Source organism: Paenibacillus sp. CMM36 (assembly GCF_053570945.1).
Genome location: NZ_JBSEDY010000001.1, coordinates 167746 through 192937 on the forward strand (window position 1 = coordinate 167746; position 25192 = coordinate 192937).

General features: G+C 42.8%; 49 protein-coding genes. 45 read left to right on the plus strand and 4 right to left on the minus strand.

Annotated elements, in window-relative coordinates; all coding sequences use genetic code 11:
• Positions 1-12 precede the first annotated feature (12 nt).
• Complete coding sequence (gene groES, locus ACWA2B_RS00795; protein WP_007429271.1) at positions 13-294, plus strand: co-chaperone GroES; 282 nt, start codon at positions 13-15, stop codon at positions 292-294.
• Between the two features lie 73 nt (positions 295-367).
• Complete coding sequence (gene groL, locus ACWA2B_RS00800; RefSeq protein ID WP_013309215.1) at positions 368-1996, plus strand: chaperonin GroEL; 1629 nt, start codon at positions 368-370, stop codon at positions 1994-1996.
• Positions 1997-2080: 84 nt separating this feature from the next.
• On the opposite strand, the gene ACWA2B_RS00805 is transcribed toward groL, so the two are convergent.
• Complete coding sequence (locus ACWA2B_RS00805; protein WP_449291562.1) at positions 2081-3298, minus strand: tyrosine-type recombinase/integrase; 1218 nt, start codon at positions 3296-3298, stop codon at positions 2081-2083.
• 483 nt (positions 3299-3781) lie between these two features.
• On the opposite strand from ACWA2B_RS00805, the gene ACWA2B_RS00810 reads away from it, so the two are divergent.
• Both ACWA2B_RS00810 and ACWA2B_RS00815 read left to right on the plus strand, forming a co-directional pair.
• Positions 3782-4876 (plus strand): acyltransferase family protein, encoded by a 1095-nt coding sequence (locus ACWA2B_RS00810; RefSeq protein ID WP_449291563.1) that lies wholly within the window; start codon positions 3782-3784, stop codon positions 4874-4876.
• Between the two features lie 114 nt (positions 4877-4990).
• Complete coding sequence (locus ACWA2B_RS00815) at positions 4991-5320, plus strand: LytTR family transcriptional regulator DNA-binding domain-containing protein (RefSeq protein ID WP_449291564.1); 330 nt, start codon at positions 4991-4993, stop codon at positions 5318-5320.
• Between the two features lie 189 nt (positions 5321-5509).
• Here the strand turns inward: ACWA2B_RS00815 and ACWA2B_RS00820 are convergent, their stop codons facing one another.
• Both ACWA2B_RS00820 and ACWA2B_RS00825 read right to left on the minus strand, forming a co-directional pair.
• Positions 5510-5725, minus strand: a complete 216-nt coding sequence (locus ACWA2B_RS00820) for a helix-turn-helix domain-containing protein (RefSeq protein ID WP_412178751.1) — start codon at positions 5723-5725, stop codon at positions 5510-5512.
• Between the two features lie 192 nt (positions 5726-5917).
• Positions 5918-6286: a helix-turn-helix domain-containing protein gene (locus ACWA2B_RS00825; RefSeq protein WP_318626924.1), complete on the minus strand. Its 369-nt coding sequence runs from the start codon at positions 6284-6286 to the stop codon at positions 5918-5920.
• Between the two features lie 161 nt (positions 6287-6447).
• On the opposite strand from ACWA2B_RS00825, the gene ACWA2B_RS00830 reads away from it, so the two are divergent.
• The 21 genes from ACWA2B_RS00830 to ACWA2B_RS00930 all read left to right on the plus strand — a co-directional run bounded on the left by ACWA2B_RS00830 (position 6448) and on the right by ACWA2B_RS00930 (position 15314).
• Positions 6448-6681: a helix-turn-helix domain-containing protein gene (locus ACWA2B_RS00830; protein WP_274483828.1), complete on the plus strand. Its 234-nt coding sequence runs from the start codon at positions 6448-6450 to the stop codon at positions 6679-6681.
• 13 nt (positions 6682-6694) lie between these two features.
• The gene (locus ACWA2B_RS00835) at positions 6695-7402 is read left to right on the plus strand and encodes an ORF6N domain-containing protein (RefSeq protein WP_449291565.1); all 708 of its coding nucleotides are present in this window, start codon (positions 6695-6697) and stop codon (positions 7400-7402) included.
• Between the two features lie 273 nt (positions 7403-7675).
• A complete protein-coding gene (locus ACWA2B_RS00840) occupies positions 7676-7933 on the plus strand; it encodes a helix-turn-helix domain-containing protein (protein WP_449291566.1) in 258 nt (85 codons plus the stop codon).
• The gene (locus tag ACWA2B_RS00845) at positions 7926-8153 is read left to right on the plus strand and encodes a hypothetical protein (protein WP_449291567.1); all 228 of its coding nucleotides are present in this window, start codon (positions 7926-7928) and stop codon (positions 8151-8153) included. Before ACWA2B_RS00840 ends, ACWA2B_RS00845 begins: the two co-directional genes overlap by 8 nt.
• The gene (locus tag ACWA2B_RS00850) at positions 8143-8400 is read left to right on the plus strand and encodes a hypothetical protein (RefSeq protein WP_235307749.1); all 258 of its coding nucleotides are present in this window, start codon (positions 8143-8145) and stop codon (positions 8398-8400) included. The genes ACWA2B_RS00845 and ACWA2B_RS00850 overlap by 11 nt, the downstream gene beginning before the upstream one ends.
• On the plus strand, positions 8397-8591 hold the full coding sequence (locus ACWA2B_RS00855; protein ID WP_449291568.1) for a hypothetical protein: 195 nt from the start codon (positions 8397-8399) through the stop codon (positions 8589-8591). The genes ACWA2B_RS00850 and ACWA2B_RS00855 overlap by 4 nt, the downstream gene beginning before the upstream one ends.
• Before the next feature lie 83 nt (positions 8592-8674).
• The gene (locus tag ACWA2B_RS00860) at positions 8675-8971 is read left to right on the plus strand and encodes a hypothetical protein (RefSeq protein ID WP_449291569.1); all 297 of its coding nucleotides are present in this window, start codon (positions 8675-8677) and stop codon (positions 8969-8971) included.
• The gene (locus ACWA2B_RS00865) at positions 8904-9638 is read left to right on the plus strand and encodes a Rad52/Rad22 family DNA repair protein (protein ID WP_449291570.1); all 735 of its coding nucleotides are present in this window, start codon (positions 8904-8906) and stop codon (positions 9636-9638) included. The genes ACWA2B_RS00860 and ACWA2B_RS00865 overlap by 68 nt, the downstream gene beginning before the upstream one ends.
• Before the next feature lie 94 nt (positions 9639-9732).
• On the plus strand, positions 9733-10137 hold the full coding sequence (locus ACWA2B_RS00870) for a hypothetical protein (protein ID WP_449291571.1): 405 nt from the start codon (positions 9733-9735) through the stop codon (positions 10135-10137).
• Positions 10138-10165: 28 nt separating this feature from the next.
• Entirely contained in the window at positions 10166-10366 is a 201-nt protein-coding gene (locus tag ACWA2B_RS00875; RefSeq protein WP_449291572.1) for a hypothetical protein, read from the plus strand.
• Between the two features lie 35 nt (positions 10367-10401).
• On the plus strand, positions 10402-11262 hold the full coding sequence (locus tag ACWA2B_RS00880; RefSeq protein ID WP_449291573.1) for a DNA cytosine methyltransferase: 861 nt from the start codon (positions 10402-10404) through the stop codon (positions 11260-11262).
• Positions 11263-11298: 36 nt separating this feature from the next.
• Positions 11299-12105, plus strand: a complete 807-nt coding sequence (locus ACWA2B_RS00885; protein WP_449291574.1) for a DNA adenine methylase — start codon at positions 11299-11301, stop codon at positions 12103-12105.
• 41 nt (positions 12106-12146) lie between these two features.
• Positions 12147-12347: a hypothetical protein gene (locus ACWA2B_RS00890; protein ID WP_449291575.1), complete on the plus strand. Its 201-nt coding sequence runs from the start codon at positions 12147-12149 to the stop codon at positions 12345-12347.
• 53 nt (positions 12348-12400) lie between these two features.
• Complete coding sequence (locus ACWA2B_RS00895; protein ID WP_449291576.1) at positions 12401-12733, plus strand: hypothetical protein; 333 nt, start codon at positions 12401-12403, stop codon at positions 12731-12733.
• A 2-nt stretch (positions 12734-12735) separates the two neighbouring features.
• Positions 12736-13158, plus strand: coding sequence for a YopX family protein (locus ACWA2B_RS00900; RefSeq protein WP_449291577.1), 423 nt, complete (start codon positions 12736-12738; stop codon positions 13156-13158).
• 174 nt (positions 13159-13332) lie between these two features.
• The gene (locus ACWA2B_RS00905) at positions 13333-13785 is read left to right on the plus strand and encodes a hypothetical protein (RefSeq protein WP_449291578.1); all 453 of its coding nucleotides are present in this window, start codon (positions 13333-13335) and stop codon (positions 13783-13785) included.
• Positions 13786-13832: 47 nt separating this feature from the next.
• Positions 13833-14204: a hypothetical protein gene (locus ACWA2B_RS00910; RefSeq protein ID WP_449291579.1), complete on the plus strand. Its 372-nt coding sequence runs from the start codon at positions 13833-13835 to the stop codon at positions 14202-14204.
• Entirely contained in the window at positions 14205-14558 is a 354-nt protein-coding gene (locus ACWA2B_RS00915; RefSeq protein WP_449291580.1) for a hypothetical protein, read from the plus strand.
• Complete coding sequence (locus tag ACWA2B_RS00920; protein ID WP_449291581.1) at positions 14555-14809, plus strand: hypothetical protein; 255 nt, start codon at positions 14555-14557, stop codon at positions 14807-14809. The genes ACWA2B_RS00915 and ACWA2B_RS00920 overlap by 4 nt, the downstream gene beginning before the upstream one ends.
• Positions 14810-14929: 120 nt before the next feature.
• On the plus strand, positions 14930-15184 hold the full coding sequence (locus tag ACWA2B_RS00925; RefSeq protein ID WP_449291582.1) for a DUF3310 domain-containing protein: 255 nt from the start codon (positions 14930-14932) through the stop codon (positions 15182-15184).
• The gene (locus ACWA2B_RS00930; protein ID WP_153795528.1) at positions 15147-15314 is read left to right on the plus strand and encodes a hypothetical protein; all 168 of its coding nucleotides are present in this window, start codon (positions 15147-15149) and stop codon (positions 15312-15314) included. Before ACWA2B_RS00925 ends, ACWA2B_RS00930 begins: the two co-directional genes overlap by 38 nt.
• On the opposite strand, the gene ACWA2B_RS00935 is transcribed toward ACWA2B_RS00930, so the two are convergent.
• A complete protein-coding gene (locus ACWA2B_RS00935; protein WP_081317538.1) occupies positions 15311-15526 on the minus strand; it encodes a helix-turn-helix domain-containing protein in 216 nt (71 codons plus the stop codon). The genes ACWA2B_RS00930 and ACWA2B_RS00935 overlap by 4 nt on opposite strands.
• A gap of 137 nt (positions 15527-15663) precedes the next feature.
• Here ACWA2B_RS00935 and ACWA2B_RS00940 point away from each other — a divergent pair, with 137 nt between their 5' ends.
• The 20 genes from ACWA2B_RS00940 (at position 15664) to ACWA2B_RS01035 (ending at position 25190) form a co-directional block, all read left to right on the plus strand.
• Entirely contained in the window at positions 15664-15834 is a 171-nt protein-coding gene (locus ACWA2B_RS00940; RefSeq protein ID WP_080658591.1) for a helix-turn-helix transcriptional regulator, read from the plus strand.
• Positions 15835-15836: 2 nt separating this feature from the next.
• Positions 15837-16736 carry a hypothetical protein gene (locus ACWA2B_RS00945; protein ID WP_449291583.1) on the plus strand — a complete coding sequence of 300 codons (900 nt, stop codon included), beginning with the start codon at positions 15837-15839 and terminating at the stop codon, positions 16734-16736.
• Positions 16690-17529 carry an ATP-binding protein gene (locus ACWA2B_RS00950; protein ID WP_449291584.1) on the plus strand — a complete coding sequence of 280 codons (840 nt, stop codon included), beginning with the start codon at positions 16690-16692 and terminating at the stop codon, positions 17527-17529. The genes ACWA2B_RS00945 and ACWA2B_RS00950 overlap by 47 nt, the downstream gene beginning before the upstream one ends.
• Before the next feature lie 27 nt (positions 17530-17556).
• Positions 17557-17877 (plus strand): hypothetical protein, encoded by a 321-nt coding sequence (locus tag ACWA2B_RS00955; protein ID WP_449291585.1) that lies wholly within the window; start codon positions 17557-17559, stop codon positions 17875-17877.
• Positions 17874-18095, plus strand: a complete 222-nt coding sequence (locus tag ACWA2B_RS00960) for a hypothetical protein (protein ID WP_449291586.1) — start codon at positions 17874-17876, stop codon at positions 18093-18095. Before ACWA2B_RS00955 ends, ACWA2B_RS00960 begins: the two co-directional genes overlap by 4 nt.
• A 3-nt stretch (positions 18096-18098) precedes the next feature.
• Positions 18099-18263, plus strand: a complete 165-nt coding sequence (locus ACWA2B_RS00965; RefSeq protein ID WP_330707744.1) for a hypothetical protein — start codon at positions 18099-18101, stop codon at positions 18261-18263.
• A 92-nt stretch (positions 18264-18355) separates the two neighbouring features.
• On the plus strand, positions 18356-18637 hold the full coding sequence (locus ACWA2B_RS00970) for a hypothetical protein (RefSeq protein ID WP_326106761.1): 282 nt from the start codon (positions 18356-18358) through the stop codon (positions 18635-18637).
• A gap of 34 nt (positions 18638-18671) precedes the next feature.
• Complete coding sequence (locus ACWA2B_RS00975; RefSeq protein ID WP_326106762.1) at positions 18672-18863, plus strand: hypothetical protein; 192 nt, start codon at positions 18672-18674, stop codon at positions 18861-18863.
• Positions 18864-18866: 3 nt separating this feature from the next.
• Positions 18867-19151 (plus strand): hypothetical protein, encoded by a 285-nt coding sequence (locus tag ACWA2B_RS00980; protein WP_449291587.1) that lies wholly within the window; start codon positions 18867-18869, stop codon positions 19149-19151.
• Between the two features lie 103 nt (positions 19152-19254).
• Positions 19255-19518: a hypothetical protein gene (locus tag ACWA2B_RS00985; RefSeq protein WP_449291588.1), complete on the plus strand. Its 264-nt coding sequence runs from the start codon at positions 19255-19257 to the stop codon at positions 19516-19518.
• A complete protein-coding gene (locus tag ACWA2B_RS00990; protein ID WP_254351590.1) occupies positions 19515-19922 on the plus strand; it encodes a RusA family crossover junction endodeoxyribonuclease in 408 nt (135 codons plus the stop codon). The genes ACWA2B_RS00985 and ACWA2B_RS00990 overlap by 4 nt, the downstream gene beginning before the upstream one ends.
• Complete coding sequence (locus ACWA2B_RS00995) at positions 19919-20116, plus strand: hypothetical protein (protein ID WP_449291589.1); 198 nt, start codon at positions 19919-19921, stop codon at positions 20114-20116. Before ACWA2B_RS00990 ends, ACWA2B_RS00995 begins: the two co-directional genes overlap by 4 nt.
• Before the next feature lie 190 nt (positions 20117-20306).
• Positions 20307-21302, plus strand: coding sequence for a hypothetical protein (locus ACWA2B_RS01000; protein ID WP_449291590.1), 996 nt, complete (start codon positions 20307-20309; stop codon positions 21300-21302).
• Positions 21303-21320: 18 nt separating this feature from the next.
• A complete protein-coding gene (locus tag ACWA2B_RS01005; protein ID WP_449291591.1) occupies positions 21321-21581 on the plus strand; it encodes a hypothetical protein in 261 nt (86 codons plus the stop codon).
• Positions 21581-22018, plus strand: coding sequence for a hypothetical protein (locus ACWA2B_RS01010; protein WP_449291592.1), 438 nt, complete (start codon positions 21581-21583; stop codon positions 22016-22018). Before ACWA2B_RS01005 ends, ACWA2B_RS01010 begins: the two co-directional genes overlap by 1 nt.
• Before the next feature lie 439 nt (positions 22019-22457).
• Positions 22458-22679: a Thoeris anti-defense Tad2 family protein gene (locus ACWA2B_RS01015; RefSeq protein ID WP_449291593.1), complete on the plus strand. Its 222-nt coding sequence runs from the start codon at positions 22458-22460 to the stop codon at positions 22677-22679.
• Between the two features lie 77 nt (positions 22680-22756).
• The gene (locus tag ACWA2B_RS01020) at positions 22757-23284 is read left to right on the plus strand and encodes a terminase small subunit (protein ID WP_029516283.1); all 528 of its coding nucleotides are present in this window, start codon (positions 22757-22759) and stop codon (positions 23282-23284) included.
• Complete coding sequence (gene terL, locus ACWA2B_RS01025) at positions 23238-24725, plus strand: phage terminase large subunit (protein ID WP_449291594.1); 1488 nt, start codon at positions 23238-23240, stop codon at positions 24723-24725. Before ACWA2B_RS01020 ends, terL begins: the two co-directional genes overlap by 47 nt.
• Positions 24719-24997, plus strand: a complete 279-nt coding sequence (locus tag ACWA2B_RS01030) for a hypothetical protein (RefSeq protein ID WP_449291595.1) — start codon at positions 24719-24721, stop codon at positions 24995-24997. Before terL ends, ACWA2B_RS01030 begins: the two co-directional genes overlap by 7 nt.
• The gene (locus ACWA2B_RS01035) at positions 24990-25190 is read left to right on the plus strand and encodes a hypothetical protein (RefSeq protein WP_025686001.1); all 201 of its coding nucleotides are present in this window, start codon (positions 24990-24992) and stop codon (positions 25188-25190) included. Before ACWA2B_RS01030 ends, ACWA2B_RS01035 begins: the two co-directional genes overlap by 8 nt.
• Positions 25191-25192: the final 2 nt, after the last annotated feature.

Below are 25192 nucleotides of genomic sequence, written 5' to 3' on the forward strand. Positions count from 1 at the left end.
GGCTATTTTTTCATGATCAAACCTTTGGGTGAACGCGTATTGGTGGAAGCAATTGAGCAAGAGACAACGACTTCCTTCGGGATCGTACTTCCTGACTCTGCCAAGGAAAAGCCGCAAGAAGGCAAAATCATCGCGGTTGGCGCAGGCGCATTGAAAGACGGTGCCCGTATTCCTCTGGAAGTAAAAGAAGGCGACCGTGTCATTTTCTCTAAATACGCTGGAACGGAAATCAAATATGAAGGTAAAGAATATTTGATTATGAAAGAAAGCGATATTCACGCGATCATCGGTTAACCGGAACCCGGACAAGACCTGAATATAGGAATTGAAACAAATCATTCATAATCCATAGGGAGGTTTATCACAAATGGCTAAAGATATTAAATTCAGTGAAGACGCTCGTCGCTCTATGCTGCGCGGGGTTGACGCATTGGCTAACGCTGTTAAAGTAACACTCGGACCGAAAGGCCGTAACGTTGTACTGGAGAAAAAATTCGGTAGCCCGCTCATCACTAATGACGGTGTAACGATTGCAAAAGAAATCGAGCTGGAAGACGCGTTCGAAAACATGGGCGCTCAACTGGTTAAAGAAGTAGCGACCAAAACGAACGATGTAGCTGGTGATGGTACGACTACTGCTACTGTTTTGGCTCAAGCCCTCATCACAGAAGGCCTGAAAAACGTAACTGCTGGCGCAAGCCCAATCGGTATCCGTAAAGGGATCGACAAAGCGGTTAAAGCGGCTGTTGCTGAACTGCAAGCCATCTCCAAACCAATCGAAAGCAAACAATCCATTGCTCAAGTAGCTGGTATTTCCGCTGCTGATGACGAAGTAGGCGAACTGATCGCTGAAGCTATGGAAAAAGTGGGCAAAGACGGTGTAATCACGGTTGAAGAATCCCGCGGGTTTGCAACAGAGCTGGAAGTGGTTGAAGGTATGCAATTTGACCGTGGCTACATTTCCCCGTACATGATTACAGATACGGACAAAATGGAAGCTGTACTGGACAATCCGTATATCCTGATCACAGACAAAAAAATCACAAACACACAAGAAATCCTGCCATTGCTTGAAAAAATCGTACAACAAGGCAAGCCACTCGTTCTGATCGCTGAAGACATCGAAGGCGAAGCGCTGGCTATGCTCGTTGTTAACAAACTGCGTGGTACATTCAACGCTGTAGCTGTTAAAGCTCCAGGCTTTGGTGACCGTCGTAAAGCAATGTTGCAAGATATCGCTGCCCTGACAGGCGGTCAAGTGATCACGGAGGAACTGGGTCTGGACCTGAAAACAGCTTCCGTAGACCAACTGGGTACAGCACGTCAAGTGCGTATCACAAAAGAAAATACGATTGTGGTTGACGGTGCTGGAAACAAAGCCGACATCGACGCTCGTGTTAGCCAAATCCGTACGCAACTGGAAGAAACCACTTCCGAGTTCGACAAAGAGAAACTGCAAGAGCGTCTGGCTAAATTGTCCGGCGGCGTAGCAGTCATCAAAGTCGGTGCGGCTACTGAAACAGAATTGAAAGAACGCAAACTGCGCATCGAAGATGCTCTGAACGCAACCCGTGCTGCGGTTGAAGAAGGTATCGTATCCGGTGGTGGTGTAGCGCTCCTGAACGTATACAAAGCAGTTGCAGCTGTTGAACTGCAAGGCGACGAGCAAACAGGCGTGAACATCGTGTTGCGCGCTCTGGAAGCTCCAATCCGCACCATTGCTGCTAACGCAGGTGAAGAAGGCTCTGTAATCGTTGAGCGTCTGAAACGCGAAGAAGTTGGCGTAGGCTTTAACGCAGCTACTGGCGACTGGGTAAACATGATCGACGCTGGTATCGTTGACCCTGCGAAAGTAACTCGTTATGCATTGCAAAACGCTGCTTCCGTAGCGGCAATGTTCCTGACTACTGAAGCGGTTATCGCTGACAAGCCAGAACCAGAAAAGGCTGCAATGCCTGACATGGGCGGCATGGGTGGAATGGGCGGCATGATGTAAAAACGACCTAGAAACCTTATTATATAAGGGTTCTGAGGTTCGTAATCATCATTAGGGTAACAAAAGGGTAACATCGGTACTAAATTAGAGGCCTTTCATGAGTTCTGCGAACTTTTGAGGGGCTTCTTTTTTCTTTGGTTTGGTAACGTGCCAATACACATGTTCAGTAGTATCATCGTCTTTATGTCCCAACCTGTCCATTATCTCTTTGAGACCCACTCCAGCCTCTGCAAGTAGAGATACATGCGTGTGTCGAAGTGAGTGAGGGGTAAGAGACTCATTTAGTTCTGCGAGCTTTAGGAGCCGCTCCATGCGGTTCTCAATAGTCTTTATATATTCTGGGTATCCTGGTGATTTCTTTGTCTTAGCTATTACAAAGTCATGGTCATAGTAAGTATTACGAAATCTCATACGTACTTCGTTCTGGAAAGCACGGTGTTGTTCTAGATCTTTAATCAATCCTTCATCAACGTCTATCTTGCGCTTGGATGTTTTCGTTTTTGGAGTAAGCAAGATATATTTCATTACATTATTTTTAGGATTGTAGTAAGTACGAGATATGTTAATAGTGCATTCTTCGAAATCAATGTCTTTCCATTTTAGTGCGCACAGCTCACCAGCACGCATGCCTGTATAAGATAGCAACTTGAATATGATGTAATCGCGTTCTAACCCTTTGGTTTTGGCTGTCTGTAGAAACAAAGCTAGTTCCTCTTTTTCGAGATACTTTTCAAGTGTTTCTTCTTCTTCTAATTCTTCTACTGTTTTCTGGACTTTTGGAACATGTGCATACTGAGTAGGATCTTTCTTGATATATCCTAATTCCATTGCTTTTTCAAAAATCATACTTCCAGTGCTGTGGATTCCATCAAGGGTACTTTCTGCAAGACCTACTTCATTTTTGAGGTCATTCAAAGCATCTTGATATTTTTTTAGAGTTATACTTTTTAGCTTTAAATGTTCGAAATATCCATTAAGTCTGCCTGATTCGTGTTCTCTCACACGTACAGTGCTTACTTTTACTTTCCCCGTACTAGCGTACATCTTTAGCCACATATTACGAAATTCCCCGAAAGTTATGTTACTTTCTTCAACATGCGTGCCTTGAGATACTTCTACTTGCACTAACGCTGCCGCTGCCTCGGCTTCTTTTAATGTTTTAAATCCACCTTTTTTCTTTTGTTTTCTCTTACCAGTCACTGGGTTTATGCCAACATCAATGATATATGACCAAGTAGCATTACACTTACATTTTTTATCCTTTGGACATTTACAACGAGGTTTATAAAAATGGCCCTTCATGGCATGCCTCCTGAGATGTTATTTAATAGAATTGTAAGGTGTATTAAGCAAAATAAAAAGCCCTCTTAATAGAGGACTGATGTGGTATAATCTGGATTGTACAACACACCTTGAGTGGACGCACCCTCTGAAAGGAGGTGATGCGATGCACATTTCGTTCGGTGAAGTGCTTACTTTCGGGATCTTCCTGATTGCTTTGCTTACTTACATTGATAAACGAAAGTGACCCACTCACAGGTTCGCGCCAGTGTGGGTCACTCATTCTGACTAAGCATTACTCAGGAGGGTTTCCCCACTCAAGTTGTTTGTACTAGGGACGGTTGGTGCACCGTCCTTATTTCTATTCTTATGTTATCACAATATGTTTATTCATGGCAATTGAATTACTTGTCTTTATTACTATCTAAACAAATAAATAGCCTCTAGAATAAGTTGCGTGGTATAATCTGGATAACATACGTGCAAATTGAGGGGCGTCTATTTTTGAAAAAAGAAAAGGAAACGTATTGGAACATAATGAAAGGGCTTGCGATTATTGCAGTCGTAGTTGGACATGCTAATTCTCCAGTAGTTGGGTACGTGTATATGTACCATTTAGCACTATTTTTCTTTATTTCGGGTTACTGGTACAATGACAAACACTCATCATCTCCCACCGCCTTTATTGGTAAGAGGATTAAAACTCTGTATTTACCTTACATTTTGTATAATCTCTTATTTCTCACTCTTCACAACATATTTTTCGAAATCGGTTTTTTTACAGATGTGAACACAAATATCACAGGTATATATCCAACTAGGTTATATGATCAGGAAACAGTAGTGCCCATTATTAACGATATCATATCTTTAAAGACACTTGATCAGTTGGGTGCGGCGACTTGGTTCTATATTGCATTACTTATAGTGTCGATCCTTTTCTGTATCACGCGTTATGTATCTCTTCGGTGGTTTAAGAAAAATTCTACTATTGCCACTGTGATAATTACACTATCACTTTATTATCTTGGGTTTGTTCTGAATAACGAACAGATTAAACTAGCTTTCTTTTTAGATATTTCGCTTATTGTTACAATTGTTTTTTTGATTGGTTTTTTGATTCGTTATTACAATGTGAAAATAAATTATAATTGGTGGATTTCATTGATTTGTTTATCCATTTTATATTTTTCGCTTCAAAAGTTCGGTCATGTAGAAATGAGCCAAAGGCAATTTTTAAACCCAATCATGTTCCTTATCTGTTCTTTCTCTGGCATATACATAAACATGTTTATTGGGAAATTGATTGTAAGAACAAGGATTCTTGCTAAGATTATTTCGTATTTAGGTGAACATAGCGCATCCATAATGGTATTTCACCTTCTGGTTTTCAAAATAATTAATGTGATTTATGTAAAATATCACTCACTGCCGATATATTATGTAGCTAAATTCCCATTAGTTTCCGGCGAGAATGGCTGGTGGGTTATTTATTCCTTTTTTGGGGTTGTATCACCTGTAGTTGTTATCTATTTGTTTAATTTTATATACACAAAGATAAAAAAAGCTTCTATTGCCAAACCAGTTTTAGATCAATAGGCGTCCTTAAAAGGACGTCTTTTTTATTGGAATCATTTACCCCATGACCTAGTAGTCAGATATGCATTATGATGTATTGTGAAAAATCCCATACATCAGGAGTTGGCAGCGTAGATGATTCAAATTGGAGTAAAGTTGTTAGATAGAAAAGGGGACGTAACGGATTTTGTTGAATTTGACTTATCCGAAGTCAATTTTATAGACCTTTGGTCGGCTACTAATAGTTCTGCAAAGGTTCCTTGTCATCACACTACGCATGGTTCTTATTTATCGTTACAGACACTTAAGGACGTATCTCAGGCGTATGAACACTATGGATTTAAAGCATACGATCAGTCAAATGTAATTAATGAAAATAGAATCGCTGAAATTATACCTATGGAAAAAGGATCAAAAGTAATGTTTAAAGATGGTAAACACACATTGATAAAAAAGAAGTTTTAGCATTTGTCAATCCCCTCTAACCCTATTCGCGGCAGGTGTTGCGGCGTGATTCGACAGCATATGACAATTATTATCTGCTATAGTGTTAATAAAGGTGAGCAGGGAATGGCTGCGGTTGCAGTTAATTTTTTTATAACGCGAGTACCATTTAAACGGTACTTTTCCCCGAGAGTAGCTTTAGCTACTCTGCTACCGCAATTCCCAAACAAAAAGATCGTCGATTTTACAATTAAGATGATAAGCTAGTAAAGCAGCTCGTTTGATTTGGATATTGTCAGTTCTCAGGTTAACAATGTCCGAAATTCGTTGCTTGGGTAAACCAGTCTTATCAGCTAGCCATTGTTGATTCTTATTGATCCTTTTGAGTAACTCGGGAATACGACAGCGGACGGGTACTAACTCCATCTCACTGCCACCTTGTTCTCTTTTTTTAACCAAAAACAGAACATACGTTCCTGAATACTATGATTATGTGGTATTATGTTAAAAACGGCTGAAATAGACACAAAGGAGCTGCTAACATGGATGAACAGTTGTTGATGTCGGCAAGTGTAATAATTTCTAGGACTTGTATTAACGAAACAAACAAATCGCTAATTAATCATTTTTCTGAGTTGATTGCTTCATCTTTGCAAGATTGTTTATCAAATCACGAACTGCCGACTCTACAACAGGATCATCCCTCAGGCTAACTCCATAATGTGCCTCAGCTTCCTTAATGACTTTGGATATAACTTCCTCCGGGAGCGTGTACTCGCTCTCTTTTTCGTCTCTACCATAAATCCAGTTAATAGATACTTCATAAAGGTCAGCAAGTTTCTTTAATGTTTCGGAATCGGGATCTCTATAATTTCTTTCATATCCCGATATTGCTCCGTTAGTGACATCAAGTTTCTTAGCTACGTCTTGCTGAGTAAAACCTTTCTTTTCTCGGGCCTTCTTTAATCTAGATCCCAAACTATCCACAGATCTCAAAACCTCCTTCCTAATATACAAATATAACAATATTAAGCGAACCGCATAACAAATTAAGCGAAACGCTTTAAAAACTTCTTGACTAAGCGAAATGCTTAGTATATATTTAAATCACAAGGTAAGCGAAACGCTTAGTAAAGGAGGTGAAAAACGTGAATTATGTAGTCAAAAACATGGAAGCCATTCGAACAAACAAAAGGATGACAAAAACACATGTAGCAAAGCATTGCGGTAAAACAATAACTTGGTATAAAGATATCGCAAAGGGCCGACGTGGTGTTTACCTTGATGATGTACTGTTAATTGCAGAAGCTTTGGAAGAGGAACCGATGGTTCTTTTTAACCCAAAACTAAGCGAAACGTTTAATTTTAAAAAACCAGCTTGAAGGGGAGAAGAAAATGAACCAAATAAAAGTAATTGAACAAAACAATCAACGTGTACTGACAAGCGCTCAACTCGCTGAATCTTATGGAACGGACGCTAAGTCAATTAGTCACAATTTTTCAAGAAACAAAAAACGGTATACAGAAGGCAAACATTATTTTGTTCTCGCTGGAAAAGAACTTCGTAACTTTAAAACTGATCATCAAATTGGCGACCAGTCAAAACACTCTCCTCTTATGTACCTCTGGACCGTTAAGGGTGCACTACTTCATGCAAAGTCACTTGGAACGGACAAGGCTTGGGAGGCATACGAAAGTTTGGTAGACGATTACTTCAATAAAGTAGAACGTCTTAAAAATCTTCATGTACCGACAACAGTTCCAACAACAATCGAAGGCATTCTTGAGCTAGCGGTACTCAATATGAAAGATCTTAGAACTGAATTAAATGAAGTTAAGCAAGATAATCATCGTTTGCAGCTTGTAGTAGACAATGAAATCTGGTTGACCGAGAACCAAAAAGCAGATGTCCAAGATGCGGTAAACGCACGTGTTGGTTTCCTTATGAAGAAAGGATATGACGCACACTTCCAAAGCATCTACCGGGCATTGAAATCTCATTTCAATGTAGCTAAATACGATAAGATCAAACGTTCCGATTTTGAACTTGCATTAGACCTGATTCACGGTTGGTATCCCAAAAGGAAAGAGGAAGCCAACTAATGATATACCTCAAAACTGAAGTTGATGGAAAAGTCAGAGAAATTGAGATATACGGTACCGAGATTTTCACAACTTGCTTCAAGTGCGGTAAAGAGTTTCGAGTCGATGAAGATTTACAAAGAGAAATCCTAAAAGATGAAGGTTCCTTTAGCGGAGTAAGCCTCAGCTGTGGATGCAACACCGAGAAACCAAACTTAATAAGGATTAAATAACAACATCTTGACTCATATGTAAGAACAACCACAACCCATTGTACATCTAGGAGGCTGCGGAATGAAAGTTAATAATACCCATAAGAAAATAGCGTTAGAAACCTTACCTCATGTACTAACGGCGCAGAATATATCTGATTTCCTGATGATATCTCGCCGAGTGGTATATGAGCTCATGCAAATACCTCCATCTAAAGGTGGGATACGAAATTTTAGTATAGGGGCTTCTCGCCGAGTCATACGAGAAGATTTCATTGATTGGGTAGAGGCTAAAAGAACAGAGCATGAATTAATGGAAGGAAGTGTGAAGCATGGCTAAACATCAAAGAGAGATTGAAAATCGCGTAGTTACCCCGTTCCCGTTTAAACGTCCAGATACTGAACCTACTGTGAATGTAGGCAAATGTGGATGTGGAGCTGATCCAGATTATGAAGTATACGGTCAACCTCACTGCAAGTCATGCATGTTAGAAGCAATCGACAATAAGACGTTTGTGATGGTGAAACGTTGGAATGGAGGTTTTGATGATGCCAGCTAAAGGATTAAGAAGCAGTGTGGACGTTATGACGGAATACCATGTGTTAACTGAATGCGGCCGCAATCTTGCTGAATACGATTTTGATATCGAAAGCCTGCGGCGACGGCTGAAAGAGCGTAATTACAAGCCAGAATTAATAGAAACAATAGAGGAATACGAAGCGAATTTGGCTGCATATGCCAAGCGCGCAGTTGAATTGGACAAGATGTTTCATCCAGAAGATCGGGAGGGCAAACGGACAGCATGAGTTTTGGGAGTGTAGACGATATTTTAAAGCATTACGGTCGGGAAGGTGAGGTGAAATACTCGGAGGTGAAGAAGGATGAATCTGACGGATCGCAGGGTGTTCCTGGAGTTGGCAAAGATAGCGAAGGAAAAGGGCGTGCTGACACCCACACTGCTGAGGGTATACCTAAAAAACATGGTAATAGCCTATAAAAGAGAAAAAGCCGCCGAGGCAACGGCAGCTCTACTTATAAAAACAATTACGGAAATTATAGCATTAGAATGGAGGGTTAGCAATGGTAACTATATACCGTTATGTACCGAAACACAAAGATGGACATTTCATCAACATATACTCGGAACCCGTCTCAGACTTTATGAAAGCAGCAAAGTTTCATGATGATGATGAACTGGCATTCTTCCTCACTGGCAGATATGGTCCAGATGATCCGCAAAACTTCCGAGCCTTTCCTATCCAAATAACCTATGAACCGGGGGTGGGACCAGATGGACCCGAAGGAGATAATGAAGTCTTTACAAGCTCCATTTCTACCAGACGAGATCGAATGGCGCGTCGGTTCAACGAATGGTGATAAATCCAAAGGTATTGCCTTAGCTTATGTAACTAATCGCGCTATACAAAATAGGCTTGATGATGTTTTTGGGGTATTTGGTTGGAAAAATGAATACCGCGAATGGAAAGGCAGCAGTCAATTATGTGGAATCAGCGTGAAGATTGATGGCGAATGGATCACTAAATGGGATGGAGCCGATGACAGCAATATGGAGGCTGTCAAAGGTGGTTTATCTGACGCCATGAAACGGGCTGCATATCAATGGGGGATTGGCAGATACCTTTATAAGTTGGAAAACGTCTGGGTTAAGATCAATCCTGCTGGTAAATCGTACAAGCTTGCAGAGGAACCGCAATTACCTGACTGGGCACTACCAGAAGGATTTTCATACAGAACTAAATCCGTTAACAAGAATACAAAGCCACCAGAGGAACCACAGGAAACTAAACCTGAAACTAATACTTCATCACCTAACAACGAAAATAAAACACCTACAAGCATGCTTATTAGTGAAGCTCAAGTTAAATACAGTCACCGTATTAAAAATGAAAAAAATATATCAGAGGAAGATTTCAGGCTGATGATCAGACAGGTGAGCTCAGGCAAAGAGAGCATCAAAGAGCTAACCAAAAAAGAAGCCAGTACCTTGATTAATCAACTTAACGACTATCCAGCAGGAGCGTGATGATATGAACAAATATGACCGTGATAAAGATCCGTTTTACGACGATGGCGGCCCATTACCCGATCCTATTGACGGACCATTTTAGGAGGTAGTTATGGCACTCGCGAAACGCAAGAAACCCGTCCAAGAGTGGCGCCAGAGTATTCTGGCCCACCATAACCGCCGGGAGCAGCCTAAAAAGAAACGTGCTCCTGTTGATTCAGAAGTAATGAGTAAAGAGAGGATACGTGCTGCTGTGTCTGAGCGTGATGCAACCGTAGGAGCTCATAATTGTTGCCTGTTGAGTGGTACGCCGGGACCAGGATTACACTTACACCGCATTGTTTACGGCTCGCAGGGAGGCAAATATGAGGTAGATAACTGCGTGCTGCTCTCATATGACATGCATGCATTGGTGCACAGCAATAAGCGAGTATGGCAACCCATATTACTAGACCATATCAAGGCAATGAAATATGAACCTGATATGTCTCCAATATATCAAGCAAGAAATATATAGCCCCCAAGGGCAGAGAGGACAAACACAAATGGGAAATGTACCAAAGGACGTACAGCGAGCTTGGAATGTGGTAGCCAATTATTTAAATAAGCAGGATGGAATTTCTTTTCACATAGACCCTTGGAACAAGTTGGAAAACGGCAAGGAAGAACGGAAATACACACTAAACAATGTTGCGGGCACTGTGAAAATTGTGGCATCAAGCTCTTGGGACAAATCAAAAAAGTAGCCCATAGGGGATAAGAAGGAGGGAACAGCAACAGAGTGATTACAGCGAAGAGTTACTTTAGCGGAGCTGGAGGTCTGGACCTTGGAATGATAGAGGCCGGGATAGATGTCATAGAGTCCTATGAGATAGACAAAATTGCTTGCGAGACATTGAGACAGAACTTTGAGCACCAAGTAAATGAGGCGGACATAACCAAAATTACTGTACTGGACCAGCAAGATGCAGATGTATACATTGGCACATTCCCATGTACCAGATACAGCACAATCGCGGATATTCACGGCACAAGGACCGGAGACGACCTATTCCTTCACTTCTTCCGGCACGTAGCACTGGCGCAACCAGAGGCATATGTCGTTGAGAATGTACCAGGCATGAAGAAGTTCCAAGTTGTCATGGAATGCTTGACCAGACTGCCAAACTATTATGTCAGGGTTGAATGTCCGGTGAATGCAAACATGTGGCTACCGCAGGAGCGGAAACGGTTGATTGTAATAGGCACTAAGAAACCTCTTAGCCACTTGCCTTATCCAGACGAGAACCCAATAGCCATGAAAGACATCATAGATGTCGGGGCTGAGGTATACACGCCTGAGTACGTGCAGAAGCGTTTAAACGGCGGATACAGGGATCTGCCCATTGTCACCGACTTGGAAGGCAGAGCGCCTACATGTGTTGCTCATTATGCCAAGGATAGATCAACACGACTGGTGAATGATGGAGTATCAATACGGCCCTATACTGTTCGCGAATATGCGAGATTACAAGGCTTCCCCGATTGGTTCCAGTTCGCCGGGACAGACAATGATGCTTACCGTCAGATAGGCAACGCCGTTGCTGTACCAATGGGCAGATGGGTTGGCGAGGCAATTAAAAAGTATTTTCAAACGGCTTAATTTAGGAGGCTTAGCCCTCCATAAGGGGGATACACCATGCAAGGAGTACGAAGCCCATTAATCTGGTTTGGCGGTAAAGGTCGGGTAGCGCAGCACATTATAAGCAAAATGCCACCGCATACGTGTTATGTGGAGCCATTCGGTGGAGCTGCCCATGTAATCGCCCAAAAGCCTCCAGTGTACAGCGAGGTATATAACGATATCGACGGTGAAGTGGTCAATTTTCTGCTGGTGGCCATAAATGAACCTCTTCGGCTCCAGCAAGCTTGCGATGCCCTGCCATACAGCCGCCAGCTATATGAAGAATGGAAACGTAGCAAACCACCCGACGACGATTTCACTCGAGCTGTCCGCTTCTTTTATGTGAACCGCAGCGGCATAGCCAAAGGCAATTCGGATTCGGCGTTCAGCACGGATACAGGATGGCGGCACAGCAAGGAGCATAATACAGCCCGGACGTACCGATCAGCCACAGACATTATCCCGGCATTCGCCAAGCGTATGAGCAGTGTCATGATTGACAATCGGGACTTTAGGGACATAATCCGGGTCTACGACGGTCCAGACACACTGTTTTATGTGGACCCGCCGTACATTGGGCGCGAGAAATACTACGCTGGAGGATTTGCCGAACAGGACCATCGTGATCTGGCCAAGATGCTAAAGGGTATCAAGGGCAAAGCAATATTGAGTTATTATGCCGATCCGCTGTTGGACGAGTTGTACCCCGGATGGCATCGTGAGACATTCCAGGCGGCACGTCAGGTTGTTAACGGGAACAACAACATGGCGCAGGAACTACTATTGATGAATTTTGACAATCGTCAATTAACCCTATTTTAAGGGGGATACACCCCCTACTACCTATAAAGGAGAGATGACCTGTGAGTAAATACAAAGTGTATGGAACAGTAGCAGTGAGACAGTTGGTATATTTAGGAGAATACGAAGGAGATAGCGCACATGATATTGGAGCACAGATTCGGTCTGAAAAATCCAAAATGAGCCTAAGCCCAAAAGAAATAGAGGAATTAGGTGGATTAGAGCTGATTGATATAGATATTAGACAAATCAAAGAGGATTGAAATAGGCATAACAGCCTCTTACCCTATACCCCTATATATAAGGAGCGATGAACATGGGAGCAAGCATACATGAGTCATTTGGCGATCATGGCATATGTGCGGTATGCAGACGCAATCCGGTCAGCCGCTGGTGTGATTATGTGGTTGACTATGTAAACCCAAGTACGTTTCTGCGTAACTACAAGGATTTCGTCGCTGTCAACAGTGGCAACGATTATACAACGTGTGACTTGCCCTTGTGTGACAAGTGCGCGACCGGCGTTGGTAGGGACAGAGACTTGTGTCCGCACCACATGAAGCTTCATCTCGAAGTAAAGTTGCCTGATGAGTACCAGCGACGGCGGCAGATACAAGCGAGATCAGATATGTACAGAGAGGAGCGATAAGCATGAGAGATATTAAATTCCGTGGTAAACGGCTTGATAACGGAGAATGGGTATTCGGAGATATCTGGCAGCATAACGGCAGAGTGGACATTGTAGATCATAGAGCGCAATCACATCCGGTAGATCCTGAAACAGTAGGTCAATACACAGGCACGGGGGATCGGCACGATAAAGATATTTATGAGGGTGATGTATTAAGGCATGTAAACCCTCATTGGGGACATAAAGAAGTGCAATTGAGGGTGGTTGAGTGGGAAAACAAAACGGCTGATAATGGTCAACTTATGAATTGTGGTTTTGCATTCAAACAAATCGGACGCGGATTTTTCACATACTATTCTCCCGAAAAAGATTTAGAAGTCATAGGAAACATACACGATAACCCGGAGCTGCTACAGCCCCAAGGAGAGAATAAGTTGGGATAATACACCTCAAACGCCGCATAGAGCGGTTCTATACGGATGAAGATGGACAACTGGTATTTGCCCTATACGAAGACATAGATGGATACGTGCATTACAGATACTGCGGCTATGATACGGATAAATATACGATGCTGTCAGTATTGTTCTACAAAAATTTCGATGGAGGCGGTAAAGGTGAGTGAACGGACAATTAATTTACCGGATGGTCTGGAGCCTATGTCAGAAGAAGATTTGCGAACTATTTGGAATAAAGCCGATGATGCTCGGGGTGACCAAGCTTATCTAAGCGGTGATGTGTTTGATTTGGTCAACGCTCTTGATGCCGCCTATGCACAAATAGACTCACTCCAGCAGCAGATGGCAGAGAGGGACCGGACAATAGCCCTGCTCACAGAAGAACAGAAACCAAAAAAGTGGGAAGTCGTTAATACCGTTTATTTTAATGATGACTCAAATCAAATATACGGTTATAAAGTCAAAAATGAAGATAACACGATGCGTAGAATAATATCATCAAAAACAGCAAACGAACTGACGCTAAAAGGAAAATTAATATTTTCCCCACGTCAGGAACTATCATTTGTTTCTGTTGACAGGGACTATATAGAGAAGGAATTAAGTGAGTAACCACCAATACAATACGCTCCTGTTTGAGCGTTGGAAGGATGATAGATATGTTGGATATGATCGACGAGAAATTAGATTTTGCCCTTGCTGGTTTGTTGGGCTGGGTAAATTGGTGGGATGGTGAGAGGCTTACATGGGTTGATGGAGCCACAAAAGAGTTCCGACGCAAGGTTACGGATTGGCAACCATCATCCGATCCTACCGCTTCTCTGGAGGTACAGGTAGCCGCGATAAGAGTGAATGCCAAGAAGTATTTTAATCACTTAGAAAGATGTATACATCCAGGATTGGCAGAATTGCCTGATCAAGAAAATTGGCTTGCATTTGAAGTCGCGGAAATTGTGAGAGCCAGCCCGCGCCAGAGGGCAGAGGCTGCTTATATGACATTATCCAGTCACCCACTAAGGGAGGATATATAGATGTTCGAATATTTGAAGAAGAACCCATCTCCATTATGGGAGCTTGAACAAAAGGAAAAATTTGAACAAGCGCTTAAAGAAGACAAATGGGACATGAGCAATCCACCAATAACCACTTACTTCAGGTTGGCGCAAGAGAAAGCAGAAATGGAAAAGTTGCAAAAGGAAATAGAGATAAGTCGTAGCCCAAGACCGATTGAAGAATGGCATGAGGATTATGGAGCTGTGCTATGGTGGAAATTCCCGATTGATGAACCGCCATATTGCGGTACACCGTTGGATGCAGGTTGGCCTTTTTACCACACGCATTGGACTCCAATAACCATACCTGTTTTAAGGGAGGAACAACAATGACAGATAAACCACGTAACTGGCAAGAGGATATGAATCTGTGCATGAAAGTGGATGAAGCATGGTCAAGGGAATTACTTATCGCAGAACAACCCGACATTACTACCTACTGGCTCCAGCAGGCGAAACGTGAGAAAGAACGTGCAGACGATTGGGAAGCAGCTGCCCATCATACTCAAAATGCTTTAAACCAAGCAGCGAGCGAGATAACTCGGCTAAGAGGTCTCCTGCAGAATGAAGGAGACACCCCATGATAAGAGCCTATACCTCTATATTATGCGCATTACTGTTATATGTGGGTGTAGTCAGTATAGATAGGTATATGTTGATTGAGCAGATCGAGCCGAACACTTTGAGCATAGGGAGAGTTGCCCATGAGTGACGCCATACGCCCGTCTCACTACTCTTTCGGTGGCATTGAACCAATTGACTTCATGCATGCGAAAATGTCTCCTGTGGCTTATAGAGGCTTTCTAGCAGGCAACGTAATTAAATATATTTCTCGCTATGAGCGTAAGAATGGATTGGAAGATTTAAAGAAGGCGAGATATTACCTTGATCGTCTCATAAAAGACTCGGAGGAAAGTAAAGATGGCAGCAAACAACGATTACACACTACTGAAGATTGACCTCGCCTATGCTGTAGAGAAGCGAGACGAGGCCGACAGATACGGTAATTATGCGGATGTCATGCACTACGAATGGCAGATAGACCGCATTAAGCAAAAGATGGATCGGTTAGAGCAGAGAGGGGCTTAGTCCTCGTCCGGCACGTACTCCAGTAGATCTGCAACTGTGCAATTAAAGTAGGCACAAAGCTTATTGAGAGTCACATAGTCAATTCCCTTATTCTTTTCATCATAAATGTTGGTAAGGGTACGGCGGTCTAAATCAGTCTCCCTTGCCAATTCTGATATGTTTCTAATTTTCTTTTCAGACATTAGAATATTCAACTTATTTTGAATCATCATAACACCAACTTTTTAGATAATAACTAATTCTTATCATAGTCATATTGAGTGATAAGTAAACTATTACGCCTAAAATGTACATTATGATGTACAAATTGTACGTATTATAGTAAAATAGAGACAAAGAGGTGATAACAATGTTAGTAGACGTAAAAGAACTGCAAAAAAGGTATATGATCAGCCGACCAACCGTCTACGAACTGGTCAAAGAGGGTATGCCTCACATTCGTATTTCAGAACGGATACTACGCTTTGATCCAGACGAGGTCAGACGTTGGTTTGAAGAACGTCAGAGCAAGGCGGTGTAACTATGGCAGGATCGTTTCAAACCAGCCGGGACATGTTTGCAAACCCGATATGGAAAAACATTGTTGAGTTTCGTCTATTCTTCCTTATATATGGTAAAGCCGTGTTCTCCGATGAAGGTGTAAGGCTGGCGGACGACCTGATTTTGAAGCGCGGTGAATGGTGCAGATCAACAAGGAAATTACAAGAGGATTTGCAGTACATCGAAAATCGACAAGTTAAAACATACTCTACTTCTGTGATAAACCGTTGCATTAAGAAGTTAGAGAAGTCGCAAAGGATATGCACGAGAATACATGAACTTGGAACAGTGTTCACTGTAGTTAATTACGAGCAATACCAAGGGTTTGGAGGATTCAAAAAAGGTAACTTGGAACACAACTTGGAACAGTCGGGGAACAGTGTTGGAACAGTCGGGGAACAGTCGGGGAACAATAATAAGAATGTAAAGAATGATATGAATGTAAAGAATGAAATAAAAGATATATATGAATTTTGGAATTCTCTCGAAATTATCAAACATCGGGAACTGACTCAGAAAATGAAATCTAGTATAAATGCCCGACTAGAGAACATGACCATTGATGAAATGAGAGAGGCTATTGGTAATTACAACACTATTATTACAAGCGAACTTTATTGGTATACCTACAAATTCACTTTGGACAAGTTTATGAATCCCAAAAACATAGATCAGTTTCTATCTGAGAATAAACCATTTGAAACATTCAGAAAGCAAAAAGGAGGCGGTAACGGTGGAAAGAGTGGGCGATATGATGCAAGACATGCAGAAGCGAGTAGAAAAGATGCGAGCAAAAATGAAGAACTCTTCATCGGAAAATTCGGACACAACACAATTGAAAACCCGGAAGAGTTCGACAGAATGCTCAGAAACTTCGAATAAGGATGGCTGCGCTAAGTGCGATTACACCGGGACCATCAATACATTCCGCTGGGTGGAGGATGATAGCTATACAGATAAGCATGGAAAGCCCATACCCAGAGAGATTGCCGCCGTAGAGCTCTGTAGCTGCTTCTATGAGCGTCAATTTAACAACTACAACCCAACGGATGGTTTCTCGCCTAAAGAGCGCACATACCTCTTTATGACCGCGACAATGGATGATTATAACCGGACACAATTTTCTAAAGCTATCGAGTTTGTAAAGAACATAAAAGATCACATGCAAACGGGCACATGGCTATACATTTTTGGTGACGATGAACGGGCATCAGAGGTCCAGAAGAAAGCTGCTTATGAAGTATCTGCTTTTGGAACTGGGAAAACGTACATGATGCAGTGTATAGCTAATGCGCTGGCCCATCGCAAGATACCGGGTCTGTATGTAACCGAAGAAAAGTTGTTCAGTGACATTAAATCAACCTACAACCGTTCCAGTGATGAATCAGAGGAAGAAGTACTCCAACGGTATTACCGTGTGCCAATCCTGATGATAGACGACATATTCACTGCGCCTTACAAGGACTGGGCAGAGGGAAAGCTTTTCAGCATATTGGACGAACGCCAGAAACATAGCAAGGTAACCATTATGACCAGCAACTACGCAACAGGTCGTATCCGGCAAAGGTTGCCTCTTAACGGGCCGAAGATAGCCAGTCGCATAACCGGACAAGCTGAGTTGATTGAAATGATTGGTCCAGATCGTAGACCACAAAGAAAAATAGAGTCTGCTTAGACTCCAATAAGAAGGGAAGAAGATAGGATGCGAAATGTAATTTTTGATGTAAGCAAGGAAAGTGTAGGAATTTTGATAGATCAAATCAAAGGGCAAAATGAGGATAGTTTGATTGTACTGGCCCCACTATCTAACGGCGTCACTGTCCATGCACCAAATAAAAAAGGGAAATACAAGGGGTACCATCGGCTGGAACTGCAAGTGATGATACCGGAAGATGCCATTCAGGGTGAGGGTGCTTTAACAGATTTCGGCGCATTCGTGATGCTCAGACTACCAAGAAAAAGGGTGCAAGATCATCTTAAACACCCGTCGTACGTAACCCAAGGAGAGGGGATAGAGGAATGACAGAAGTTGAAATGAAACTTGAAGAATATATAAACCGACAAATCGAGGATGGATACATTGCTGAGAATGGATACCCTTTAAAATGCCATCATTGTGATTCCAAAAAAATAAATATTGAAGATTTCTACGATGAACATATCGTGGTTGAAAAGGAAGCTACTTGCAGAGATTGCGGCGGTCGTGTGGGTTATTGGTCATATGGAACGTGGGAGGCCTAAACCATGGATAAAGAAACTGCTTTGGGGTATGCCGTAATCGCCATAAGAAGGGCACATTTTGGAATAAATCAGGAGGAAAAGGTGGTAAAAGAATTGATACGAGCATTCGAAATCACATTACCAGAAGATGCGAAACGCGTGTATCGGGAGGGGTATACAGAGGATTAAACGGCCGCAGGCCATCGAAGCGACCGAATCACCTAGCGAAGCGGCAGCCGAATAAAATCACAGCCCCTAAAGGGCAAGGAGAGGAATAAGACATGACTGCAAACATCACGAAACATATGAACGTTACCACACTTGAGATCAAAACAGGGTTGAAAGGTTTCGTGTACATCCATAATTACGGTAGGCACTCAATACAGGGATCAGGTTGGGGGTTTTTAGCTGGTGGTAATCCTTACGCACTTAATCTTGTCATGGTAATCAACAACAACGATGACGTGCATAAGTGTATCGCAAAAATTAACGAAATTGACTGGATCGATTTGTATGACAAAGCGGAATGCACAGACTTTTTGCGCCGGATGATTAGAGATTAGGGATTACTAGCATATCAAAGGAGAGGAATAAGAAATGATTAGAATATCGGGAACAGCAACTGTGCGTGTGGATTATGAAGTGGAACTCGAACTGACGGAAGATCAATTTTATGAACTAACCGAGAAGAAACAAACCGAACTAATTGAATCCGCAATTGACTGGCGGGATGCTTTGCGGAATGGACAAACAGACGAAATTGAAGTCGATGACATTGAGGAGGTCTAAACCATGAATAAGAAGATACAAGAGATACGTACAGCACTGGAAGCAGCCGATATACACGCACCGGGACGATGGGTCGATCCTGAAAAAGGTAGGCTATTGAACTACATTGAGTTTTTGCTTCAACTGACAGATGAGAAAGACAAGGCAATCGAGGAAGAACGTACTGAAACCCAAAGGATGTTCAGAATGCTCAAAACGGAAAGCGGACTTGCCCGAAGCGCACATAAGAAAATTGAATCTCTAGAAAAGAAAATAGAGTCCTTGCTAAAAGGAGAGGATACCCCATGAATCCAATAGACCCCTATGACCTAATGGACAAAGACTGGGACGAATTCATACGTAAAGGATTAGCAGAGTTAGAGTGGGAGAAAGCACAGGAGGATGAGGCAGCATGATGAAAAAGCATTATCGTACAGGTGGATCTATACGGGAGCAGGCACAGCCAGTTAAAAGCCAGAAGCTACCACAGACCGCAGATAAGCTCATAGCAAGCCTGTATGAACCACTTTCACCTGAGATAAGCAAATATATTAGCCAGCAAGCAAAGGCAGGCGTACGGCGCTCAGAGATCGCTAAAAATATTGGTATATCAAAAGCGAGAGTGGCACATGAGTTAGACAGGCTAAACAGAGGAAACCAGGGAGGCGTAGCATGATAACGTTTGAGGTAGATATTACGCCAATGGGTGCAGTTCGTATGACGCAACGGAGCAAGTGGAAAAACCCGTCAGCACAAAATTACCTCACCTACAAAACTAAGATTGGTTACTTGGCGAGAAAGAAGTTTGATAAGCCATTATCAGGACCTGTAGGGACGGAGATCGGATTCTATTATCCGGTACCGCAAAGCTGGAGCAAGAAGAAAAGAGATGAGGCGCTGAAAGGAAAAATATTCCCTATAGTCAAGCCTGATATTGATAATTGTGTCAAAGGAATTTTTGACGCTCTAAATAAAATAGCCTGGCAAGATGATAATCGAGTTGTTGCCCTTATCACACGTAAATATTATTCCGAACGACCACGAATCGTTATCAAAGTATGGGAGGTAGAGGCGGCATGATAGCATGTTGGATCAACCACAAAGACGGATATACCCTTATGGACGATTCTGGGACTCGTATAGGCGTGTTACTGGTGATGGATGACCGAATACTAGGTAGGAAGTTAAAAGGTCTCTACGAGCCTGCTACGTGGTTTAAAATGGATGGTCATAGTTTCTTAGGTAAACCACCGGATAAACAAATAGGAGCTTAACATGGACTTAATAGCAGCGTTATTGATCTATGCAATCGTAATGGTTGCCATACGCAAATATTTGAGATAGTCAAGTATTACATGTATACGAAATGTTGTGTAATAGTGCGAAAAATGTACTATAACGGCACTACATGTGGTATAATCTTAGTATAGAGATGAAAATAATCGGATAACGAGGTGTGTATAGGTGGACAAACAACAACAGCTAGAAAATTTGCGGTATGAATTACGGACGGAACAGCAAAAACTTGCAGCAGCAGACCAAAATAAGGTGGCAGTGCTTACTCAACATATTACAGATTTGGAACAAGATATTGAGCAGGATGCCCGACTAGCCGAATATAGCCAGCGAGAGGAAGAAGCGCATGCTGAAATTGCTTATATACTGGACGGGCTTGAAGTAGACGGCATGAAAATGCGTCAGCTATGCAGTAACGAAGGAGCCTACCAGGTTCTAAGAATTGCAGTACAAGAAATGATGTCTGATCGTGATACAAAGTATCTTGAAGAACTGAAACGTACACAAGAAGAAGCGGCAGCCATAAAGAAAGAACGCGATGATCTGCAAAAGCAATATGACGATCTGTATGAAAAAACGGACGGACTTAAAAAGGATTTGCAGGCGGCACAAGAAGAAATTACGGATCTTGGACAGAAACGTGATGCGGCGGCTCAAGAAATTGCACGTCTGAACAGTCACATTGATGACCTACGCGCGGAGGCTGCTATTGGTGCATCTGCTGCAACTAAAGTGATCAACAGCAATACATCTGCTGCACTGGCAGAAGCAGTTAAGGCGTATAAAGATGCATTGCCAGCCATTTATGATGTGGAGCAAGTAGACAATAAGGGATCATTGTTTAAAGCTAAGTTGGCAGAAACAGCCGAAGAAATTACTTTTGGTTGGTTAGACAAAGGTAAGTATCGGGAGGTAACGGCCCAAGAGGCCGAGCAGTTTCGAAGAGCAGCCGAAGAACAAAAACGTGCTAATGAGGATCTGGCACAATCTGGCGGTGTGGAAAAGGCAGACATCGTAGAACTGCCGTCACAGTTTCAAACCGAAGAAGACACAACCGACGGAGTGGCTCAAGGGAACACTAGTGAGCAAGTGGCAGGAAAGACAATTGAGGAAAGAGTCTCGGCGTTAGAAGCAATGGTATTCGGTAAAGGAGAGGTGGCCTAACGGCTGCCTTTTCCTCACATGCTTGAGCGAGATAAAAGCGTGATACAGCATTATCGGCTTAATCATCCTGGGATAGATCATCCATACGCGGTGATGATTGACTTAAAAGATGATGAGGTTACAGGTTCATTGCTGGTCTACTTCGATTTTGATAGACGAGGTTGGAGTATCGGACGTTGGACTAAGCCATCATTCCACTTATACGAAGAATACAAACTGCATGATGGGTACAGAGAGGTTGCTTTTGTGCCATTAGTAGAATTGAAGGAGGGATATTGATGGATAAGGAAAAAGTTATTAAATTGCTTATAGACTACAGGTCTTATGAATTCGCTGTGAGAAATATGGATTTAGGTATCGGTTCATCAGGACCATTGATGCCAATAAACATGAAAAATCACAGGCTAATGAGGGCTGGCGATTGGGATTATAGACGATACTCGTTGATTGTTAAAATGATCAAAGGCGCAGTCGATGAAGTATTATCCGATAACGAACGAACTGTAATCACTCGAAAATATCTGGATCAAAACAAGAAGTCTATCAAGCAAATAGCACATGAACTGCATCGGGATCGTGGCACGGTAACCTCTTGGCATACATCAGCATTAAAACATCTGATAAATGCCTTGGGACCGTTGGACGAAGAATTTGAACATATTGAAAACTGCGACCACATGTATGATAGGGACGGACACTTTCGATATCCAGCATAAAACCAGCATAAAACCAGCATATTATTCCCACAAAACCAGCACGGGAACGGGTATAATTGTAGTATAGGAAATATGCGATGGGCAACGGTAGCTAAATGCGCAGTCGCTGTCCACGCTGTTTCTTCACAATATGATGTGGTGGCGGAAGATAGACGCACGGAGAACGAACGGCGGAATACATGAGGACAAAGCGCACGTAAAACGGTCCCGGGCTGGTTTAAGACCGTAAGAACCCGGTTGTGAGAAGCTATGACCAAAGTTCAAAAGTCCGCTTGCAAGGGTGAAAGTCCCTTGTCCACATCAAAAATGATATCTGTACAGAGAGGGTAACGGGTAACCGTTGCTCTTTTTGTTTTGCCGAAGGCCATCGATTCGAACGAATATGCTTAATGAAATGGAGGCCGTATAGAGGGTTTTCCTATAAGGAGGGATATAACAGTTGAACTTTGGAAAAGCGATTGAGGCGATAAAACAGGGAAAGCGAATAAAAAGATCAAACTGGAAAGGCTATTGGGCATTACAAGAGGTTAAAGGTAGCTTCAATGGCATGTTGCCAGAATGGAATGGAGAATTTATTGTCGCTAACGTAGGACATGGATTCGCACCTGCAACAGCATACCAGGAAGACATGCTGGCAGAGGATTGGGAGATTATCGAATAAACATGCATCCCGTAATCTAAACCCGAAACACCGAGAGGTGACGGTAAAGTAAGGTACACGGGAGAGAGGAGGTACACATGGCAGAGGATAAGCATCCAGGAGGCAGGCCACTTAAGTTTGAGTCTGCTGAAGAACTTCAAGCTAAGATAGATAGCTATTTTGAGTCATGTTATGAAGAAGTGTGGACACGTGAGATAGATGAAGAAGGAAAGGAAACATGGACACCGTCATTGGACCGCCATGGAAATGTGGAGAAGCATTTGGTTAAACCATTCACAATATCTGGATTGGCAGTCCACTTAGAAACAGACCGTAAAACGCTGTTGAACTACGAAGATAGGGAAGAGTTTTTCCTCACGGTAAAAAGAGCAAAGGCTCGTATTGAGAATTTCACCGAGGAAACATTGCTTACCACAAAGAATCCAGCAGGCGTTATCTTCAACCTTAAAAACAATTATGGCTGGCAGGATAAACAGGATGTTGGCTTATCTGGTGGACTCAACAACACGAATCAGGACTTAAGCAGCCTGACCGCAGAAGAACGGAGGGCGAGAATTGATGAGCTTAACCGCCGCCGAGGAAATGGAGCTTCTACAACTGCTTGAGGCAGAGGAAAAGGAATCAGCCAAGAGTAACTATTATGACTATGTTAAATACGCACATGGTGGGTTATACAAGGATAGCCGACATGGCGAGTTCATCTGTGAAATCATTCAGGATGCAATAGAGCGTAAGAAAGCTATGGTAGAGGGCAAGATTCCTATGGAGAATCAATACCTTGGCTTCTCTATTCCTCCACGACATGGCAAGTCTATGACGATAACGGAGACATTGCCTAGCTACTACTTGGGACATTTCCCGAATGATCGGATCATCGAGGGATCATACAACACCACGTTCGCGTCTAAATTTGGCAAGAAGAATCTACAGAAGATGAAATTACTTGGTGAAGATATGTTCTCGCTTAAGATCAGCCCGACATCCAAGTCTTCATCCGACTGGGATATAGACGGAACGCGAGGTGGTATGATCTCACGTGGTATTCTCGCTGGTGTAACTGGTGAGGGCGCGGATCTTATGATTATCGACGATCCGATCAAGAACCGTGAAGAAGCAGATTCACAAGTGTACCGGGATAAGATGTGGGACGAATGGGTTGACTCATTCTCTACACGTCTACATCCGGGTGCTATTTGTATTTTCATCATGACTCGTTGGCATGAAGATGATTTGATTGGGAGATTGCAGAATCCCGAATATGGTGAACCGCTACCCATGACTATGATTAACTTGCCACTTGAAGCTGAGGAAGGTGATCTGTTAGGCCGTGATCCTGGAGATCCGTTATGGCCTGAGAGATATAGCTATGATTTTATTGAAACGCGTAAAAAGTACCCATCCTCATTTAATGCGTTGTATCAAGGCAGGCCAACCAGCCAAGAGGGTAATTTGCTTAAGCGTCAATGGTGGCAATATTACGATGCGCTGCCGCCGATGGCTTCCAAGCTGATCAGTATAGATGCAGCGTTCAAGGACAATGACGACAGTGACTATGTGGTTATTCAGGTGTGGGGCAAGAGTAGGGCTAATATGTACTTGATTGATCAGGTACGTGCACGCATGAACTTCATGGCTACGCTCCAGACGATAAGGAACGTCCATCAAAAGCATCCTGATGCTGCTTGGAAACTGATTGAGGACAAGGCCAACGGTTCAGCAATCATATCCACTCTACACAGCGAAATAGGCGGTATCATACCAGTTAATCCAGAGGGTGGTAAGGTAGCCCGGGTTAATGCGGTATCTGCTTATATCGAGAGTGGTAACGTGTTTATCCCACGCGGAGTTGAATGGGTACATGACTTTGTGGAAGAAGCAGCAAGCTTCCCGAATGGTAAGCATGATGATCAGGTAGATGCTATGTCACAGGCACTACACAGGTTTATATACTTTAGCGGAACATTACCAGAAGCGTCAGCACCACCAACGCCATTCCCGTTCCGTAGTGAAGACAATAACGCAGGAGGTGACTACTTAGGATGGTAGAGTGGCCGGAAGAATTTAAAAAGTGGGTTCATGAAAAATATGATAAAGAATTTTTAGCGTGGGCCAGAGTGCAAACGTTGGATGATGTAGAAATTGAAGAATGCAAAGAACTAATTTTTGAGAACGCAAAAGAATCCTTGGGAAAACAAGGTATAGATATATCAAAAATAAAACTAGAGTGGGTGTCTATCCCATCCCCATATAACCTTGCAGACCCGTTAGACCAGAGTTTAATGGTATGCCTAAAGCAGGAGGTGCCATCAAATGGATGAAGCTATCAAACTAGGCGACCTACTCAAGCTACCTGACTTGGAAGAAGAAACAAAGCAGCTCATTAACGCCAAACTGCGCGAGTTGATAGGTGAGGTAAAGCCGCCTGTACCGCTCACAGAAGCACAGCAACAGGGCATGATTAGCCTAATGCAAGAGTACCTACATGGCCCTGCGAAGAAAGAAGGTGAATAAGC